At 62.4% G+C, this 17,523-nt stretch carries 19 protein-coding genes; 9 read left to right on the top strand and 10 right to left on the bottom strand.

The window, feature by feature from the left end:
• Positions 1-33: 33 nt before the first annotated feature.
• Genes fmt through P7C00_RS00575 form a run of 4 tightly spaced genes read left to right on the top strand, consistent with a single transcriptional unit; the run spans position 34 to position 4,062 of the window.
• Positions 34-993, top strand: a complete 960-nt coding sequence (gene fmt, locus P7C00_RS00590) for a methionyl-tRNA formyltransferase (RefSeq protein ID WP_404937972.1) — start codon at positions 34-36, stop codon at positions 991-993.
• Complete coding sequence (rsmB, locus tag P7C00_RS00585) at positions 990-2,315, top strand: 16S rRNA (cytosine(967)-C(5))-methyltransferase RsmB (protein WP_404937971.1); 1,326 nt, start codon at positions 990-992, stop codon at positions 2,313-2,315. The genes fmt and rsmB overlap by 4 nt, the downstream gene beginning before the upstream one ends.
• 22 nt (positions 2,316-2,337) lie before the next feature.
• Positions 2,338-3,711 (top strand): Trk system potassium transporter TrkA, encoded by a 1,374-nt coding sequence (gene trkA / locus P7C00_RS00580; RefSeq protein WP_011058408.1) that lies wholly within the window; start codon positions 2,338-2,340, stop codon positions 3,709-3,711.
• Between the two features lie 30 nt (positions 3,712-3,741).
• The gene (locus tag P7C00_RS00575; protein ID WP_167365710.1) at positions 3,742-4,062 is read left to right on the top strand and encodes a tetratricopeptide repeat protein; all 321 of its coding nucleotides are present in this window, start codon (positions 3,742-3,744) and stop codon (positions 4,060-4,062) included.
• 17 nt (positions 4,063-4,079) lie between these two features.
• On the opposite strand, the gene P7C00_RS00570 is transcribed toward P7C00_RS00575, so the two are convergent.
• The 3 genes from P7C00_RS00570 to tag all read right to left on the bottom strand — a co-directional run bounded on the left by P7C00_RS00570 (position 4,080) and on the right by tag (position 5,885).
• Positions 4,080-4,319 (bottom strand): PilZ domain-containing protein, encoded by a 240-nt coding sequence (locus P7C00_RS00570; protein ID WP_346634699.1) that lies wholly within the window; start codon positions 4,317-4,319, stop codon positions 4,080-4,082.
• A 72-nt stretch (positions 4,320-4,391) separates the two neighbouring features.
• Positions 4,392-5,279: a lysophospholipid acyltransferase gene (locus P7C00_RS00565; RefSeq protein WP_123723722.1), complete on the bottom strand. Its 888-nt coding sequence runs from the start codon at positions 5,277-5,279 to the stop codon at positions 4,392-4,394.
• 42 nt (positions 5,280-5,321) lie between these two features.
• A complete protein-coding gene (tag, locus tag P7C00_RS00560) occupies positions 5,322-5,885 on the bottom strand; it encodes a DNA-3-methyladenine glycosylase I (protein WP_123723721.1) in 564 nt (187 codons plus the stop codon).
• Positions 5,886-5,966: 81 nt separating this feature from the next.
• Between tag and glyQ the strand changes: the two genes are divergently transcribed.
• The 4 genes from glyQ to P7C00_RS00540 all read left to right on the top strand — a co-directional run bounded on the left by glyQ (position 5,967) and on the right by P7C00_RS00540 (position 10,375).
• Entirely contained in the window at positions 5,967-6,920 is a 954-nt protein-coding gene (gene glyQ / locus P7C00_RS00555; RefSeq protein ID WP_003177094.1) for a glycine--tRNA ligase subunit alpha, read from the top strand.
• Complete coding sequence (gene glyS / locus P7C00_RS00550) at positions 6,917-8,971, top strand: glycine--tRNA ligase subunit beta (protein WP_123723720.1); 2,055 nt, start codon at positions 6,917-6,919, stop codon at positions 8,969-8,971. Before glyQ ends, glyS begins: the two co-directional genes overlap by 4 nt.
• Before the next feature lie 17 nt (positions 8,972-8,988).
• The gene (gene gmhB / locus P7C00_RS00545; protein WP_346634700.1) at positions 8,989-9,522 is read left to right on the top strand and encodes a D-glycero-beta-D-manno-heptose 1,7-bisphosphate 7-phosphatase; all 534 of its coding nucleotides are present in this window, start codon (positions 8,989-8,991) and stop codon (positions 9,520-9,522) included.
• 82 nt (positions 9,523-9,604) lie between these two features.
• A complete protein-coding gene (locus P7C00_RS00540; protein WP_102862434.1) occupies positions 9,605-10,375 on the top strand; it encodes a 1-acyl-sn-glycerol-3-phosphate acyltransferase in 771 nt (256 codons plus the stop codon).
• 181 nt (positions 10,376-10,556) lie between these two features.
• Here P7C00_RS00540 and P7C00_RS00535 read toward each other — a convergent pair whose 3' ends face one another.
• The 3 genes from P7C00_RS00535 to P7C00_RS00525 all read right to left on the bottom strand — a co-directional run bounded on the left by P7C00_RS00535 (position 10,557) and on the right by P7C00_RS00525 (position 14,583).
• Entirely contained in the window at positions 10,557-12,875 is a 2,319-nt protein-coding gene (locus P7C00_RS00535; protein ID WP_404937970.1) for a CHASE2 domain-containing protein, read from the bottom strand.
• Between the two features lie 18 nt (positions 12,876-12,893).
• Complete coding sequence (locus tag P7C00_RS00530) at positions 12,894-13,892, bottom strand: FecR domain-containing protein (RefSeq protein WP_346634702.1); 999 nt, start codon at positions 13,890-13,892, stop codon at positions 12,894-12,896.
• Between the two features lie 400 nt (positions 13,893-14,292).
• Positions 14,293-14,583, bottom strand: a complete 291-nt coding sequence (locus P7C00_RS00525) for a hypothetical protein (RefSeq protein WP_346634703.1) — start codon at positions 14,581-14,583, stop codon at positions 14,293-14,295.
• 231 nt (positions 14,584-14,814) lie between these two features.
• Between P7C00_RS00525 and P7C00_RS00520 the strand changes: the two genes are divergently transcribed.
• A complete protein-coding gene (locus tag P7C00_RS00520) occupies positions 14,815-15,543 on the top strand; it encodes a response regulator transcription factor (RefSeq protein ID WP_404937969.1) in 729 nt (242 codons plus the stop codon).
• A gap of 27 nt (positions 15,544-15,570) precedes the next feature.
• Here P7C00_RS00520 and P7C00_RS00515 read toward each other — a convergent pair whose 3' ends face one another.
• From P7C00_RS00515 to P7C00_RS00500, 4 genes are all read right to left on the bottom strand, one after another.
• On the bottom strand, positions 15,571-15,891 hold the full coding sequence (locus tag P7C00_RS00515) for a hypothetical protein (RefSeq protein ID WP_346634705.1): 321 nt from the start codon (positions 15,889-15,891) through the stop codon (positions 15,571-15,573).
• The gene (locus P7C00_RS00510; RefSeq protein ID WP_346634706.1) at positions 15,888-16,373 is read right to left on the bottom strand and encodes a DUF4265 domain-containing protein; all 486 of its coding nucleotides are present in this window, start codon (positions 16,371-16,373) and stop codon (positions 15,888-15,890) included. The genes P7C00_RS00515 and P7C00_RS00510 overlap by 4 nt, the downstream gene beginning before the upstream one ends.
• 131 nt (positions 16,374-16,504) lie before the next feature.
• The gene (locus P7C00_RS00505; protein ID WP_404937968.1) at positions 16,505-16,981 is read right to left on the bottom strand and encodes a hypothetical protein; all 477 of its coding nucleotides are present in this window, start codon (positions 16,979-16,981) and stop codon (positions 16,505-16,507) included.
• Between the two features lie 22 nt (positions 16,982-17,003).
• Positions 17,004-17,408 carry a histidine kinase gene (locus P7C00_RS00500; RefSeq protein WP_346634708.1) on the bottom strand — a complete coding sequence of 135 codons (405 nt, stop codon included), beginning with the start codon at positions 17,406-17,408 and terminating at the stop codon, positions 17,004-17,006.
• Positions 17,409-17,523 lie beyond the last annotated feature (115 nt).

The raw sequence follows: 17,523 nt of genomic DNA, 5'->3' as shown, positions 1-17,523 counted from the left end.
TTCTTTTCCGCATGTTTAACATCGAGAATTCCCATGACTGAGCCACTGCGCATCGTCTTTGCCGGCACCCCCGAATTCGCCGCCGAACACCTCAAGGCCCTGCTCGACAGCCCTTACCAGATTGTCGCGGTCTACACCCAGCCGGACCGTCCGGCGGGGCGCGGACAGAAGCTGATGCCAAGCCCGGTCAAACAGCTGGCCCTGGAGCACCAGATCCCGGTGCTGCAACCGCCCACCCTGCGCAATGCCGAGGCCCAGGCCGAACTGGCGGCGCTCAAGCCGGACCTGATGGTGGTGGTGGCCTACGGCCTGATCCTGCCTCAAGTGGTGCTGGATATTCCGCACCTTGGCTGCATCAACAGCCACGCCTCCCTGCTGCCGCGCTGGCGCGGTGCCGCGCCGATCCAGCGCGCCGTAGAAGCCGGTGACGCGCAAAGCGGGGTGACCGTGATGCGCATGGAAGCCGGCCTGGACACCGGGCCGATGCTGCTCAAGGTCAGCACCCCGATCAGTGCCCAGGACACCGGCGGCAGCCTGCACGACCGTCTGGCCGAACTGGGCCCGCCCGCGGTGCTGCAAGCCATCGAAGGCCTGGCCGCCGGCACCCTGGAAGGCGAAGTCCAGGACGACAGCCTGGCCACCTACGCCCACAAGTTGAACAAGGACGAAGCGCGCATTGACTGGAACCGTCCAGCCGTAGAGCTGGAGCGTCTGGTCCGGGCCTTCAATCCCTGGCCGATCTGCCACAGCATGCTGAATGGCGAAGCCCTGAAAGTCCTGGCCGCCACTCTGAGCGAAGGCACAGGCGTCCCGGGGGAAATCCTCGGCGCCAGCAAGGACGGCCTGATCGTCGCCTGCGGTGAACAGGCGCTGTGCCTGACCCGTCTGCAACTGCCCGGGGGCAAGGCGCTGAACTTCAGCGACCTGTTCAACAGCCGCCGCGAGAAATTCGCCATCGGCACCGTCCTCGGCCAGACGGCGGACGCCCAATGAACCCGCGCCTGGCCGCCGCCAAGGCACTGACTGCGGTCCTCAACGGCAAGGCCTCGCTCAACAGCTCGCTGCCGATCCAGCTGGACAAGGTCGAGGTCCGTGATCGCGGCTTCACCCAGGACCTGGCGTTCGGCACCGCACGCTGGCAGCCCCGGCTGTCGGCGCTGGCGACCAAGCTGCTGCAGAAGCCGTTCAAGGCCGCCGACGCCGATGTCGAGGCGCTGCTGCTGGTGGGGCTCTATCAGTTGCTCTACACCCGAGTGCCGGCCCACGCCGCCATCGGCGAAACCGTGGGCTGCGCCGACAAATTGAAAAAACCGTGGGCCAAGGCCCTGCTCAACGCCGTGCTGCGCCGTGCCCAGCGTGAAAGCGAGTCCCTGTTGGCCGAGCTGGAACATGATCCGGTGGTGCGCACCGCCCACCCACGCTGGCTGCAGAAATCCCTCAAGGCCTTCTGGCCCGAGCAGTGGGAGGCCATCTGCGCCGCCAACAACGCCCACCCGCCGATGATCCTGCGGGTCAATCGCCGTCACCACTCCCGGGATGCCTACCTGAAGCTGTTGAGCGAAGCCGGGGTTGCGGCCAAGGCCTGCGTCTACAGCCAGGACGGTATCGTCCTCGACGAAGCCGGTGATGTGCGCAGCCTGCCAGGCTTTGCCGAAGGCTGGGTCAGCGTCCAGGACGAAGCCGCACAACTGGCTGCCGATCTGCTGGAGCTGGCCCCGGGGCAACGGGTGCTGGACGCCTGCTGCGCTCCGGGCGGCAAGACCTGTCACATCCTTGAAGTGCAGCCGGAGCTGGCCGCTGTGGTGGCAGTGGACCTGGAAGCCAAGCGCCTGGTGCGGGTGCGGGAAAACCTCGACCGCCTGGGGCTCGATGCCCAACTGATCGCCGCCGACGGCCGGGATACCCAGGCCTGGTGGGACGGCAAGCCGTTCCAGCGCATCCTGCTGGACGCTCCCTGCTCGGCCACCGGGGTGATTCGTCGCCATCCGGATATCAAGCTGACTCGCCAAGCCGAAGACATCGCCGCCCTGGCGCAATTGCAAGGCGAACTGCTGGACGCCATGTGGCAAGCCCTGGAAGTGGGCGGCATCCTGCTCTACGCCACCTGCTCGACCCTGCCCACCGAGAACACCGAAGTGATCGAGGCCTTCCTGGCCCGCACCCCGGGTGCTCGTGAATTGGACATCGGCGGCCAACTGGGGCAGCCTGCGGCCGGCCTCAAGCAGCCTCACGGGCGCCAGTTGCTGGCGCAAGAAGGCGGCCACGATGGCTTCTACTACGCCAAGCTGATCAAGATCGCCGCGGCTCGCGGCTAAACGGTTTTAAGGGAGTGACTGGATGAAAATCATCATCCTCGGCGCCGGGCAAGTGGGCGGCACGCTGGCGGAACACCTGGCCAGCGAAGCCAATGACATCACCGTGGTGGACACCGACGGCGAACGCCTGCGCGACCTCGGCGATCGCCTGGACATCCGCACCGTGCAGGGCCGCGCCTCATTCCCGACGGTGCTGCGCCAGGCCGGCGCCGACGACGCCGACATGCTGGTGGCGGTCACCAACAGCGACGAAACCAACATGGTCGCCTGCCAGGTTGCCCACACCCTGTTCCACACCCCGACCAAAATCGCCCGGGTACGCGAGGCCGCCTACCTGACCCGCGCCGGGCTGTTCGACAACGACGCGATCCCGGTGGACGTGCTGATCAGCCCCGAACAGGTGGTGACCAACTACATCAAGCGCCTGATCGAACATCCCGGCGCCCTGCAGGTGATCGACTTCGCCGAGGGCAAGGCGCAACTGGTGGCGGTCAAGGCCTACTACGGCGGCCCGCTGGTGGGCCAGCAATTGCGCCAGTTGCGCGAGCACATGCCCAATGTCGATACCCGAGTGGCGGCGATCTTCCGTCGCGACCGGCCGATCATGCCCAAGGGCGATACGGTGATCGAGGCCGACGACGAAGTGTTCTTCATCGCCGCCAAGGCCCACATCCGCGCGGTGATGAGCGAGATGCGCCGTCTCGAAGAGTCCTACAAACGCATCGTCATCGCCGGTGGCGGGCAGATCGGCGAGCGCCTGGCCGAGGCCATCGAAAGCCGCTATCAGGTGAAGATCATCGAGATGAACCCGGCCCGCTGCCGCTACCTGTCCGACACCCTGGACAGCACCGTGGTGCTGCAGGGCAGCGCCTCGGACCGCGATCTGCTGCTGGAAGAGAACATCGCCGACGCCGACATCTTCCTGGCGCTGACCAACGACGACGAGGCCAACATCATGTCCTCGCTGCTGGCCAAGCGCCTGGGGGCGAAGAAGGTCATGACCATCATCAACAACCCGGCCTATGTCGACCTGATCCAGGGCGGCGATATCGACATTGCCATCAGCCCGCAACTGGCCACCATCGGCACCCTGCTGGCCCACGTGCGCCGCGGCGATATCGTCAGCGTGCACTCCCTGCGGCGCGGTGCGGCGGAAGCCATCGAGGCCATCGCCCACGGCGACGCCAAGTCGAGCAAGGTGATCGGCCGCGCCATCGAGAACATCGGCTTGCCACCAGGGACCACCATCGGCGCGATCATTCGCGATGAAGAAGTGCTGATCGCCCACGACGACACGGTGATCGAAGCCGGCGACCACGTGATCCTGTTCCTTGTGGATAAAAAACACATTCGCGACGTGGAGAAACTGTTCCACGTCGGCCTGAGCTTCTTCTGACGCGCTGCGCCAGCCAACGATGAGGAATCGCTGATGCTTGAATCGCTGGAAAAAATGCTCGCCAAGGGTGTGGATAACGCCCTGCTGCGCTTTGGTCTGGGCAAGGGCTATCTGGATCAGGCCGAGTACGCCAAGGCTGTTGAGCACCTGCAACGCTGTGTGGCCTTCGATCCCAAGTATTCAGCGGCCTGGAAGCTGCTGGGCAAGGCTTGCCAGGGGCAGGGTGACCTTCAAGGGGCGCGCCAGGCCTGGGAGCAGGGGCTGGAGGCCGCCCGCGGCCATGGCGACAAGCAGGCGGAAAAGGAAATGACCGTGTTCATCAAGAAGCTCGAGCGCCAAGCCGGGGCCTGAGCACCAGTCGCTCCTGCTCAGAGATAGCGCAGGGCGATCCCTTCCGCATCCACTTGCACCACTTCCATGCGCACCCGTGGTGCGATCACCGGCAGGCCTTGCACCTGGCCATAGACCACCGCGCCCTTGGGCAGTGTTGCCAGGGCCGGGCTTTGCACATAGACGCCGCTGGCAGACAGGTTGCGGGTCTGCCCCAGGCATTCGCCGATGCTCTCGTGGGAAATCTTGATACGGAACGACTTGCGGTGCTCGGACATCATCTGCGCCCTTGTTCTGTGTGCTGTGGATAACGCCCTACGCGAGGTTATCCACAGATCGTGCCAGCTCAGTCAGTACCAGCGCGCCTCACCCGGCGGGCGCTTCTTGAAGCGTTTCATGCTCCACATGTACTGGCTCGGGTACGCCCCGACATAGCGTTCGACCACCTTGCTCATGGCCGCACAGGAGGTTTCGGTGTCGGTGCTGTACATGTCTTCCGGGGCCGCTTCGAGGATCACCTTGTAGCCCGAACCGTCCGGCAGGCGCAGGGCGTGAAGGAAAACCCCCACCGCCTTGCCGCCGGCCAGCATGTTCGGCACGAACTTGCTGGTGAGCGCCTGGGTGGCGAAGAAGGGGACGAAGATCCCCGCGGATTCGGCCGGTTCCGGGTCGGCGGGAATGCCCACCGCACCGCCTTTGCGCACTTCCTTGATGACGCTGAGGATGCCTTCCTTGGTGGAGGCCGCCACGCGGTTGCCCAGTTGGACCCGCTGCTTGCGCAGCAACTCGTCCACCGCCTTGAGCTTGGGCGGACGATAGAAAATGATCGGTTTGCACTGGCTGCAATAGAAGTGGTTGAGCACTTCCCAGTTGCCCAGGTGGCTGGTGATGCCGACCACGCCCTTGCCCGAGGCCAGGGCATCCTTGAGTACGTCCAGGCCCTCGACCTCGCGCACCAGGGCGATGGAGCGCTCCGCCGGCCAGATCCAGGCGCAGGCGCTTTCGGTCAGGGACTTGCCGATGTCTTTCAGGCTCTGGCCCACCAGACGCTCGCGCTCGGCGGGGTCCATCTGTGGAAAACACTTGGCCAGGTTGATGCGCACTACGTCGCGGGAACGGTTGGGGGTCTTCCACATGATCCAGCCGATGGCCGCGCCGACCGCCTGCACCGCGCGCCAGGGCAGCAGGGCAAACAACCGCAGAGCACCCACCAGCAGGGCGCCTTTGAACTTATCCACAAATGACTCCTGATCTGTCGGTCATGACCTAGTCGCAGCCGGCTATTCTAACCGCGCGTTGGCGAGGATGGCGTAGCGATCACAATCCTGCGTGTGATCCATGACCATGCCCGAGGCTTGCATCAGCGCGTAGCAGATGGTCGGGCCAACGAAGGTGAAACCGGCTTTCTGCAGGCCGCGGCTCATGGCTTCGGCCTCCGGGGTCACCGCCGGGACTTCGCTGCGGTCGCGGAAATGATTGATCTTGGGCACGCCGCCGACGAAGGACCAGAGAAAGGCCACCGGGTCTTCCAGCTCCAGCCAGGCCTGGGCATTGCGCCGGGCGGCGTTGAGCTTGAGGCGGTTGCGGATGATGCCCGGGTCCTGCATCAGGTCCTCGATCTCGGCATCGCTCATCTGCGCCACGCGCTGCACATCGAAGCCAAACAGCACCTGGCGATAACGCTCGCGTTTCTTCAGTACGGTGATCCAGGACAGGCCGGCCTGGAACCCTTCGAGCAATAACAACTCGAACAGACGCTGCCCATCGCGCAGCGGCACGCCCCACTCCTGATCGTGATAAGCCATGTACAGCGGATCTTCGGAACACCAAAAGCAGCGTGGCATAAGGCTCCAGGGGGCGTGCGCAGGACTGAATCGGGTATACTCCCGCTCCTTAAATCGCAGCCCAAGTAACAGGTGAATTTCGTGAGCCAGCCTACGCCAGCCGTGCGTACCTTCCAAGACTTGATCCTCGCCCTCCAGCAATACTGGGCCGAGCAAGGTTGTGTGGTACTTCAGCCCTACGATATGGAAGTAGGCGCCGGCACTTTCCACACCGCAACCTTCCTGCGGGCCATCGGCCCGGAAACCTGGAACGCCGCTTATGTGCAGCCCAGTCGTCGCCCGACTGACGGCCGCTACGGCGAAAACCCCAACCGCCTGCAGCACTACTACCAGTTCCAGGTGGTCTTGAAACCCAACCCGGAGAACTTCCAGGAGCTGTACCTGGGTTCCCTCAAGCACGTGGGCCTGGACCCGCTGGTGCACGACATTCGCTTCGTCGAGGACAACTGGGAATCGCCGACCCTGGGCGCCTGGGGCCTGGGCTGGGAAGTCTGGCTCAACGGCATGGAAGTAACTCAGTTCACCTACTTCCAGCAAGCCGGTGGTATCGAGTGCTACCCGGTGACCGGCGAGATCACCTACGGCCTGGAACGCCTGGCCATGTACCTGCAGGGCGTGGATTCGGTGTACGACCTGGTCTGGGCCGACGGCCCGTTCGGCAAGGTCACCTATGGCGATGTGTTCCACCAGAACGAAGTGGAGCAGTCGACCTACAACTTCGAACACGCCAACGTCGAGAAGCTGTTCGAACTGTTCGATTTCTACGAAAGCGAAGCCAAGCGCCTGATCGAACTGGATCAGCCGCTGCCGTTGCCGAGCTATGAAATGGTGTTGAAGGCCTCCCATACCTTCAACCTGCTGGATGCCCGCCGTGCCATCTCGGTTACCGCGCGCCAGCAATACATTCTGCGTGTCCGCACCCTGGCGCGTTCCGTTGCGCAAGCCTACCTGCTGGCCCGTGCCAAGCTGGGCTTCCCGATGGCGACCCCGGATCTGCGTGATGAAGTGTTGGCTAAGCTGGAGGCGGCACAATGAGTGCGCAAGATTTTCTGGTTGAACTGGGCACTGAAGAACTGCCACCCAAAGCCCTGAACACCCTGGCCGAAGCCTTCCTGGCCGGCATCGAGAAAGGCCTGCAGAGCGCCGGCCTGAGCTTTCAGGCCAAGCATGTCTACGCCGCGCCACGGCGCCTGGCGGTGCTGATCACCCAGCTGGACACCCAGCAGCCGGATCGCAGCATCAACCTCGACGGCCCGCCACGCCAGGCGGCCTTCGACGCTGAAGGCAACCCGACCCAGGCAGCCCTGGGCTTTGCCAAGAAGTGCGGCGTCGAACTCAGCGAGATCGACCAGAGCGGCCCGAAACTGCGCTACAGCCAGAGCATCAAGGGCAAGCCGACCGCCAGCCTGCTGCCGACCATCGTCGAAGACTCCCTGAACGACCTGCCGATTCCCAAGCGCATGCGCTGGGCCGCGCGCAAGGAAGAGTTCGTGCGTCCGACCCAATGGCTGGTGATGCTGCTGGGTGACGACGTCATCGACTGCACCATCCTTGCCCAGAAGGCCGGCCGCGACTCCCGTGGTCACCGCTTCCACCACCCGGACAGCGTGCGCATCACTTCGCCAGCCAACTACCTCAACGACCTGCGTGCCGCCTACGTGCTGGCCGACGCCAACGAGCGCCGCGAGCTGATCAGCAAGCGCACCGCGGAACTGGCAACCCTGCAAGAAGGCACGGCGATCGTCCCGGCAGACCTGCTGGACGAAGTCACTGCTCTGGTGGAATGGCCGGTGCCGCTGGTGTGCTCGTTCGAGGAACGCTTCCTCGAAGTGCCGCAAGAAGCCCTGATCACCACCATGCAGGACAACCAGAAGTACTTCTGCCTGCTGGACGTGGACGGCAAGCTCCTGCCGCGTTTCATCACCGTGGCCAACATCGAGAGCAAGGACCCGCGCCAGATCATCGAGGGCAACGAGAAAGTCGTGCGCCCACGCCTGACCGACGCCGAGTTCTTCTTCAAGCAAGACAAGAAACAGAAGCTCGAAGACTTCAACCTGCGCCTGCAGAACGTGGTGTTCCAGGAAAAACTCGGCAGCGTCTACGACAAGGCCGAGCGGATTTCCAAGCTGGCCGCCTTCATCGCGCCGCGCATTGGCGGCGACGCTCAGCGCGCAGCCCGTGCCGGCCTGCTGTCCAAGTGCGACCTGGCCACCGAGATGGTCGGCGAGTTCCCGGAGATGCAAGGCATCGCCGGCTACTACTACGCCCTCAATGACGGCGAGCCGGAAGATGTGGCCCTGGCCCTCAACGAGCAGTACATGCCACGTGGCGCTGGCGCCGAGCTGCCAAGCACCGTGACCGGTGCCGCCGTGGCCATCGCCGACAAGCTGGACACCCTGGTGGGGATCTTCGGCATCGGCATGCTGCCCACCGGCAGCAAGGACCCCTACGCCCTGCGTCGCGCGGCCCTGGGCGTGCTGCGTATCCTCATCGAGAAGAAGTTCGACCTCGACCTGAACGACGCCGTGGCCTTCGCCGTCAGCGCCTTCGGCAGCAAGGTCAAGGCCGCCGGCCTGGCCGACCAGGTGCTGGAGTTCATCTTCGATCGTCTGCGTGCCCGCTACGAAGACGAAGGCGTGGATGTGGCCACCTACCTGTCGGTACGTGCCCTGAAGCCGGGCTCGGCCCTGGACTTCGACCAGCGCGTGCAAGCCGTGCAGGCCTTCCGCAAGTTGCCGGAAGCCGCCGCCCTGGCCGCCGTGAACAAGCGCGTGTCGAACCTGCTGAGCAAGATCGAAGGCAATGTGCCGACCACCGTCGAAGCCAAGTACTTCGACAACGCCAACGAGTTCTCCCTGTACTCGGCGATCCAGCAGGCGGACCAGGCGGTACAGCCCATGGCCGCAGCTCGTCAATACAGCGAGACCCTGGCCCGCCTGGCCGCCCTGCGCGAACCGGTGGACGCCTTCTTCGAAGCGGTGATGGTCAATGCCGAGGACGCCAAGGTGCGGGCCAACCGCTATGCGCTGCTGGCGCGTCTGCGGGGCCTGTTCCTGGGTGTGGCGGACATTTCGGTACTGAGCTGATCAGGTAAGGAACTGCTGTGAAACTGCTGATACTCGACCGTGACGGCGTGATCAATCACGACTCCGATGCCTACATCAAATCGGTGCAGGAGTGGATTCCACTCCCCGGCTCGATCGAAGCCATTGCGCAGTTGAGCAAGGCCGGCTGGACGGTGGCGATCGCCACCAACCAGTCCGGCATCGCTCGCGGCTACTACGACCTGGCCACCCTCGACGCCATGCACGCGCGCCTGCGCGAGCTAGTGGCGGAGCAGGGCGGCGAGGTCGGGCTGATCGTCTATTGCCCCCATGGCCCCGACGAAGGGTGCGCCTGCCGCAAACCGAAACCGGGCATGCTGCGAACCATTGCCGAGCATTACCAGGCAGATCTGACAGGTCTATGGTTTGTCGGTGACAGTCTCGGTGACCTGGAGGCCGCAAAAGCCGTCGACTCTCAGCCAGTATTGGTAAAGACCGGGAAAGGCGAAAAGACCCTGGGGAAAACCCTGCCGGTAGGCACCTTGATTTTTGACGACCTGGCGGCCGTTGCCGCTGAACTTATCCACAATTAGGCCCCTTCTGGCATCCTGACCAAGGACTGTTCGGGAGAGCGCTTTTTAACAGGCGGGCAAGCCCGCAATGGTAAATGCCGCTATGTCGATCCTGCAGGCCATCAGAACCTTCTTCTTTTACCTGCTGTTGGGCACCAGTTCCTTGCTGTGGTGCTCCCTGAGCTTTTTTATCGCGCCGTTCCTGCCATTCAAGGCGCGCTACCGCTTTATCAACGTCTACTGGTGTCGCTGCGCGCTGTGGCTGACCAAGGTATTTTTGAACATTCGCGTGGAAGTAAAGGGCGCTGAAAACGTCCCCGAGCGGCCATGCGTGATCGTCTCCAATCACCAGAGCACCTGGGAGACCTTCTTCCTCTCGGCCTACTTCGAGCCGCTGAGCCAGGTCCTCAAGCGTGAGTTGCTGTATGTGCCGTTCTTCGGCTGGGCCATGGCCATGCTGCGCCCCATCGCCATCGACCGGGACAACCCCAAGGCGGCCCTCAAGCAGGTGGCAAGCAAGGGCGACGAGCTGCTCAAGGACAATGTCTGGGTGCTGATCTTTCCGGAAGGCACCCGCGTGCCCTATGGCACCGTCGGCAAGTTCTCCCGCAGTGGCAGCGCCCTGGCGGTGAACGCCGACCTGCCGGTGCTGCCAGTGGCCCACAACGCCGGCAAGTTCTGGCCGAAGACCGGCTGGGCCAAGCGGCCCGGTACCATCACCGTGACCATTGGCGCCCCCATGTACGCCGAAGGCAGCGGCCCGCGAGCCATCGCCGAGCTTAACGACCGGGTAGCCGCCTGGAACGAACAGGCCCAGCGGGATATGGGCTCATTGCCACCATTGGCGACTTCCACGGATAAGATTGCTGTATGAGCTTCTGTGGATAACCTGTGTACGACTATTCGTACAACGGCTGAAATCGACGTATAAATCACTGATTTATATGTATATTTCCTAAGCTAATAAAATGTGGAAAAACGTGCATAAGTTTTACCGCTACCCAAAAAACCGGCCTTGATGCCGGTTTTTTTTCGCCTGGAATATCCCCGCGCTCTTATTCCTCCAACAAGGGCAGCTCAAGGATGAAACATGAGCCCTGGCCCACCTCGCTGCGGCAACTGATCCGCCCTTGATGCCGGTCCACCACCGCCTTGACCATGGACAGTCCCAGGCCCAGGCCATCGATGCCCTTGGCTGAGGCAAACCGCTGGTACTGACCGAATAGCAGGGGCAGGTCCTGGGCCGCAATGCCCCGGCCCTGGTCGATGATTTCGCAACGCAGCCAGCCCTCGGCACAACTCACCTGAACATTGACGGTGGAATTCGCCGGGCTGTACTTGATGGCGTTTTCCAGCAGATTGAACAGGGCCCGGGTCAGCAGCGACTGATCCGCCAGGATCATGCTCTCGCCTTCCTCATCGAGATCGTGCACCAGGTGGATATTCTTCAACTGGGCCAGGGTCGTGGCCTGGTCGAAGGCATCCAGGACCAGCATGGCAAACATGCTCGGTGCAAACTGATAGGCCTCCGACTCGGCCTTGGCCAATTGCACGAATGCCTCGGTCAGCCCCAGGGCTCGACGCACCTGTTGCTCGATCTGGCTGTAGACCTGCCTGGGCGGCGAAGGCTGGCGGCTCTGCACGTCCAGCAGCGCGAGGATCGCCGAATGGGGCGCGCGCAGATCATGGGATAGAAATCGCAGCAGTACGCCACGTTGCTGTTCGGCGTCCCGCTCGACGCTGAGGTCGGTGAAGCTCAATAACCAACCGATGGCGTTGTCACTGTCCACCGGCAACAGCGGCGCCAGTTCCATGCGCAGGCTACGTTGCTGGATGTCGCGAAACTCCAACGCCGTCAGTTGCTCAAGACTGGGATACACCGCAGGTTCGGTCAGGCCTGGATAGCCCAGGGCGGCCAATTGCGCGATCAAGGGCTGCCCGACCAGTGAGTGGGCGAACACTTCCCGGGCATTGCGGTTGGCCAGCAGAATCTTGCCGTCCGGATCGCTGATCAGGGTCGCCACCGGCAGGTATTCCAAGCCATCGGCGATAAAGCGCCGGGTATCCCGGGTCCGGCTCAGGGCCTGTTCCAGAGCAACGATCTGCCCTTGCAGCACATCACCGACAGGGGTCTGGCTACGACGGCGCTCCGGCAACACCTTGGGCTCGCTGTCCAGGCGCTCCAGCTCCCAACCGAAATAGGCCAGGATCACGCTGAGCCGACGCCAGTTCCAGATCAGGTACGCCAGCAGCATGCCCAGCAGGCTAGCCACCGGCGACCACCAGTAGCCCAAACGCAGCATCAGCACCGATCCCAACAGGGCCAGGCCCATGCAACCCAGGGTTATCCACAAGGCGTGGCGCGGACGCCACAGCAACAATCCCAGCAAGGCTGCGGTCAGGGCCATGGACCACAGCATCCCCGACCACTGGCCCAGGGCGACGATGCTGCGATGCTGCAACAGGCCATTGAGCAGGTTGGCCTGGATCTCCACGCCCGGGGTGGTGCCCTGACTGCCGGATTGCGGGGTGACGTAACGGTCGCCCAGCCCCGGTGCGGTGGACCCCACCAGGATCAACCGGTCACGCAGCAACTCGGCCGGCACTTCGCCACGCAGCACGCTGACATAGGGCACGCTGGGAAAACCCGCCGCCTTGTCGATAAAGCCAATACGTACCGGGTTGGCTCGCAGCCAGCCCCTGGCGATCTGCGCAGTTCCGGGGCCCGGCATCAGCGGCGACAGCGGGTCGGCTTCGGTGAGCTGGTAGAGCAACCAGGTCAGCTGCGCTCGCGGCGCCTGCTGCGGACCTTCCCGCAGGTAGACACTGCGCACCGTACCGTCGGCATCCGCTTCAGCGTTGATGTGCCCCAGGCCCCGAGCACAGTGGCGCAGCACCGGCACCGGAGAGATCTCCTCCAGGTCCTGGCCGTAACGAGCGGCACCCTCGCGCAGCACCGGCAGGAACACCGTGCCGGCGCGACACAGGGCGGCGGCCAGCCGCGTGTCGTTTTCCACAGTGCTGCCGGGCTCGCTGAGGATTACATCAAACAGCACGCCTTTGACCTTGGCGTCCGTCAGCCGGTCCAGCAACTGTCCATGGATCGCCCGCGGCCAGGGCCAACGTCCCAATTGCTGCAGGCTGTAGTCGTCGATGGTCACCAACAGAATGCGCGGGTCTACCGGCAGCGGGGTAAAGCGTCGCAGGTTGTCATAGAACAGGTTGTTCAAAGCCAGGCCGTGGCTCAGGGACAGTACAGCGGTCAGGGGCAGAAGAATCAGGCCGACCCACAACCATTCACGTACCAGGCGGCGAAACAGGCGCTGGGCCTGGGTCGGTTCACGGCCGTTGGCCCGTTGCTTCCAGAGACTCATCGACGGCCCGCCGACGGGTTATTGAACACGAGTGGTCCTGGGGTAGTAGAAGATGTCATAGACCCCGGTTTCTCCTTCCAGGCCATGCTCGTCGAATGCCGAGAGCCGTACATGATAGAAAAACGCCTTCAGGCCAGTGAAGTTCACTTCCGGGGTGCTGGAGAACTGTTCCTGCTTGATGTTCAGGAAATCCTTGTCCGTGGCCACCTGTGCCCGATAGCGACGGGCGCCCGGCAAAGGTTGCAGGATCAGTTGCCAGACGGGCAGGGCGCCGGTTTGTCCGGCCTGTCCCAGCAGCCGGGGCGCGGCTAGCAGTTCCACCGGTTTGAGGTCGCCCTGCTTCTGAATGCGCAATCCCTGGCGTGCCATGACCTGGACTTCCCCCGGCAGCGGACCTGCCGGTTTATCCACAGCGCGCTTGCCGGAACGCCGAGCTGCCTTGCTCGGCGGCTCGTCTTCGCGGCTCACCGCCACCTGACCGTTGAGCACCTCCACCAGGGATTGCTGATCATCATTACGCACCCGGAAGTGCGTACCCCGTACCCCCAACACGCCTACGGGGGTCACGATCTGGAAGCGGTCGTGGTCGCTGTTGCGCTTGATCACATAGGATTCGATCTGGCCCTGTTCCAGGACCACCTGAGGAATGCTGTATTGCGTATTCAGTTGCAGGGTGACCTGGGAACTGGAGGGCAATACCACTCGCGAACCATCGCCGAGGGACAGGCTGACGAAAGCCGATGGCGAGGTTTTCACCCCTTCTTTCTCATCGATGCTCATGCCTTCTTCCAGGGCCACCTCGCGGCCCTTGGCATCCAGTTTCCAGGCGTCACCGGTCAGATGCTCGACGGTAGCCGGCAAGGGCTGGCCACGGCATTGCTGGTTGTCATCTATATAGGGAAGGCGTTGCGGGGCGGCCTGCACGGCACTCAGTGGCAGGCTCAGGCCCACTAGCAGCAATGCGGCGCACGCCACCTGCAACCGGCCAACGGACGGAGAAGGGCAGAGGTCATTCATGAATATGCTTTGAGCCTTTGGGAAAACCACGGCGAAATCCTACGCACCATACCTGAGGCAGCGCATGGGCAGAAAGCCGGACGCTGCGGGGCGTCGCCCAAGGAGAGGGGGCGAGTCGGAACCGGGAGGGAAGAACACAGGGACAAAAGAAAGTGACACGTCCCTGTGTCGGAACCGAGGCGACAGGTCGCCCGGCCCAAAGTCCTGAGGAGGCACTCCCTGTATTCCCCTTCAACGACGCACGCAAGCGCGCGTTGTGCCGCCAGCCTGGCGGTTGACACTCCCTGTGTCGGAGCACTTCCAGGTGCCCCCGTGTGCCACTCAGCGGGAGGCAATGTAACGCTGGCCGGGAGGCTGCGACGGATTTGCAATATTTGTTCAGAATCATCGCCGTGCCCTCTTAGAAGACCCACCGCGGCGCGGGTTGCTGCTGACCCGAAGGTAGCGCTATCCGTCCTATAACCGGTTCGGCGTCCAGGGTCAGGGTCGATTCACTGCTGATGGGCAAGACTGTCGTCGGGTGGTAGCCCTCGACGCTCGGTGCCTGATAGCGAGCATTGGTCAACGAAGGCAATGCACTGGCACTTATCCCCAGATAAGCAGCCAGCATCAAGCTGAAGAGGCGCACCGGGTCGTCGCCACTGAACATTCTGACAAGCGCGACCTGGCCTTTCCTGAGCATGTTCCCCATGGTTCTTTTCCTTGCTTGTGCGAGCCGGTATCGTGCTGTTGCAGTAGCCCGCAGGCACCCGTGCTCCGGGTGCCTTACCGGCTATTTGATATCAGCGTACCGAGGGACCAGGGGCTCAAGAGCAATTCGCCACAATTGTTCAGAATCAGGCAAGGCGCCTAAACTTCCCCTCTGCCTGAAGCACACAAGCGGCTGCTTCGGGCACTCTCGAACCATAAGGAACTGCCTCGCATGCGTGTCGCAATACTGGATGACGAACCCGCAGAACTGGCACGGGTGGAACAGACACTGCGAGAAATTCCCGGCCCGGGCGAACAGTCCTGGACCCTGCACAGTTTCGAACGGGGGGAGAACCTGTTACGCCAACTGCGGCGGGAAACCTTCGACCTGCTGATTCTCGACTGGCAAGTGCCGGACCTCAGCGGCCTGTCGTTGCTGCGCTGGACCCGGGAGCACATGGACTCGCCTCCGGCGGCCATCATGCTCACCAGCCGTGATGCCGAGAGCGATATCGTCCAGGCCCTGAACACCGGCGCCGATGACTACCTGAGCAAGCCTTTTCGTCCCAACGAACTCAAGGCCCGGGTCAATGCGGTGCTGCGCCGCCACGGCCTGCAGCGCAGCAACAGCGAGGAGGTCCTGACCTTCAATGACCTGAGTTTCGATGACGCCGAACTGACCGTCACTCGTGCCGGTGCCCCCATCAGCCTGACCGAGCGCGAATACCGCCTGGCCCGCTGCCTGTTCGCCAACCTGGGTCGCCCGCTGTCACGGGAGTACCTGTACGAGCGTTTCTGGACCCACGAGGAAATCGTCTCCTCACGGCCCCTGGATACCCACATCTACCGTCTGCGCAACAAGCTCGGACTGACCGCGGATCGTGGCTGGCAGTTGCTGACGATCTACGGCTACGGCTACCGGCTGGAAAGTGTCACGTCGCCTGACGAGCAGGGTAACTGACTGCTTGCCGTCAAAAGCGGCTTGATATCATTGCGGGTCCTGCCAGACATCTTCATAGCCGGCGCGGTCGATGATGAAACGCGTCCCGCTCGGCAGATACAGGTAATCGATCACCTCCGGCAACAGCTCGAGCAGATGCTCGGCGCACAGAGGCTGGTAGAAATCCACGGCTGTGGAATGTTCGCCGCAGTGGATAAACCAACTGACCGTGCCGTTCTCCGGCAACTCGATCCGGGTGCCATAGATGGGCGACTGCGCAAGGGAGCGGGTGGCCAGTGCAATCATCGGCTCCGGTGCCTGGGGAGCAAGGTCGTAGCGTTCACAGATAAGCTGCTGTGTTTCGTTCATTGGGCCAGCCACCAATTGAGCAAGGTCTCGTCATCGGTGTCATCGAGGTTTTTGTAGATGTTGGCGTAGTACCACTCGATGCCCGTGGTCTCGCGGAAGCGGTTGAAGAACAGGGCGATGTTGTCCATGCCGTTTCGCGCCGGCACCGACAATGTCAGATTGCCCTTATGGCGCCCGTCGAGCATGCCGCCCAATTCGCTCGCCACATCCGCCGCCAGGGCAACTATGTATTCCTCAGGGATGTGATCCGCATAAATATGGATGCAGAAGTTGCCGCCACGCTTGAGCACCACGGCGGGGGCCTGCGGGTCCTTGATCGAGATAATGTCGCCCTTGGCCAGGTTCAGCGTCAGCCCTGGTGAATAGAGAATCTCGTAACTGTCTTCATCGATCCGCCGTACATGCAGCGGCTCATAGACCGGGCCGTGGCTGTTCTGCCCCGCAACAACCCGGATCGATATTTCCTGGTTTTCATCATCCATAACAAATTTCCGAGCGATTGCTGTTTTTACCAAGGGTGAAAAGAGCCGAGTCGGGCTCAGCCGCGTAGCGGGGTCAACGGCCCGACAAACACGTCTCGAAGCATGTGCTGCTGTCGAGTCTCCATCCCATCTCACAAAGGCGCCGCCATGGGCCTCACAAACTGTCCGTAAAAGAGGTTTTCCTCGAAGGAAAACATGACCTCTGCACTGCCCGGCATGACCAGGGCCGTATTCTCATCGGACGGATAGAAAAAGTCGTCCCAGCATTTTATAAAAATATCCCTGGGCACCTGTGCTGCGCAGCACCTGCCCCAGAACAGCCAGAACAAGCCTGCCTCCGGGCTTAGCCGCCGCTCGAAGAACAATGACGACTCACCGCGCTGGGCAAAATCCAGCGTGGTTTTTTCATGGCATTGAAACAGGCTGGGCAACCCAGTGATCAGACTGGGCACTGGAATGAACCGGTCCCACAGCACCTGTGACTCTGCCTGATCAAACAGCACAACACGCTGTTTGTCGTCAGCACTCAGACCACAATCTGCGGCATTGAACCGCCAGGCGATGGGGAAGCGTGCTTCATCGAATAGGTGGCTGCTTGTACCTGCCAAGGTCAACGTCCTTATTGTCCAGTTAGCTTTCCACTTCCCAGGCCAGATCGGGATCAGCCGAGCCGTAGGCCGAGAAATAAGCCAGGGCCTGTCTCGCTCGCTCTTTAACCACACACTGATACCGAGGGTAACTGCCGGACTGGCCGCCTGCGACCAATTCAACCCGCTGATCGTCAGGACTGTCTGCGCTGAGCAGGGTCTGCAACGATTGGTCGACGTCCTGGGCGATAAAGACCACATACTGATCGGCAGCACCGCCTCCGATATGCATCAGGGTCTCGTCGCTGAAGAAAAAAACCGTCGAGCTGAAAGCCTTTCCGTCCAGGCGGTTGAGCGCGGACAGCACCTGCGTCGAATCGGGGTTCAACCACTCATGAGTGTGGCAACGATTACCGGCATATTCATCTTCAATGATTTTCTTGAGCATTCGCCATGACTGCCTTGTCCGGATAAAAACGTAAATCGTTATGGATGAGGGATTGAACAATCTGCCAATAAAAAAGGCCAACGCAAGCGTCGGCCTTTTTATTTTCAGCTGTGTC

Source organism: Pseudomonas sp. JDS08PS003 (assembly GCF_045013505.1).
GTDB classification, from domain to species: Bacteria; Pseudomonadota; Gammaproteobacteria; order Pseudomonadales; family Pseudomonadaceae; genus Aquipseudomonas; species Aquipseudomonas protegens_B.
This window is presented reverse-complemented; position numbering and strand designations above follow the sequence as displayed.

Coding starts and splice junctions, on each gene's coding strand:
- fmt (WP_404937972.1), top strand. CDS start 34: ATGACTGAGCCACTGCGCATCGTCTTTGCCGGCACCCCCGAATTCGCC.
- rsmB (WP_404937971.1), top strand. CDS start 990: ATGAACCCGCGCCTGGCCGCCGCCAAGGCACTGACTGCGGTCCTCAAC.
- trkA (WP_011058408.1), top strand. CDS start 2,338: ATGAAAATCATCATCCTCGGCGCCGGGCAAGTGGGCGGCACGCTGGCG.
- P7C00_RS00570 (WP_346634699.1), bottom strand. CDS start 4,319: ATGTCCGAGCACCGCAAGTCGTTCCGTATCAAGATTTCCCACGAGAGC.
- tag (WP_123723721.1), bottom strand. CDS start 5,885: ATGCCACGCTGCTTTTGGTGTTCCGAAGATCCGCTGTACATGGCTTAT.
- glyS (WP_123723720.1), top strand. CDS start 6,917: ATGAGTGCGCAAGATTTTCTGGTTGAACTGGGCACTGAAGAACTGCCA.
- P7C00_RS00540 (WP_102862434.1), top strand. CDS start 9,605: ATGTCGATCCTGCAGGCCATCAGAACCTTCTTCTTTTACCTGCTGTTG.
- P7C00_RS00535 (WP_404937970.1), bottom strand. CDS start 12,875: ATGAGTCTCTGGAAGCAACGGGCCAACGGCCGTGAACCGACCCAGGCC.
- P7C00_RS00530 (WP_346634702.1), bottom strand. CDS start 13,892: ATGAATGACCTCTGCCCTTCTCCGTCCGTTGGCCGGTTGCAGGTGGCG.
- P7C00_RS00525 (WP_346634703.1), bottom strand. CDS start 14,583: ATGGGGAACATGCTCAGGAAAGGCCAGGTCGCGCTTGTCAGAATGTTC.
- P7C00_RS00520 (WP_404937969.1), top strand. CDS start 14,815: ATGCGTGTCGCAATACTGGATGACGAACCCGCAGAACTGGCACGGGTG.
- P7C00_RS00515 (WP_346634705.1), bottom strand. CDS start 15,891: ATGAACGAAACACAGCAGCTTATCTGTGAACGCTACGACCTTGCTCCC.
- P7C00_RS00510 (WP_346634706.1), bottom strand. CDS start 16,373: ATGGATGATGAAAACCAGGAAATATCGATCCGGGTTGTTGCGGGGCAG.
- P7C00_RS00500 (WP_346634708.1), bottom strand. CDS start 17,408: ATGCTCAAGAAAATCATTGAAGATGAATATGCCGGTAATCGTTGCCAC.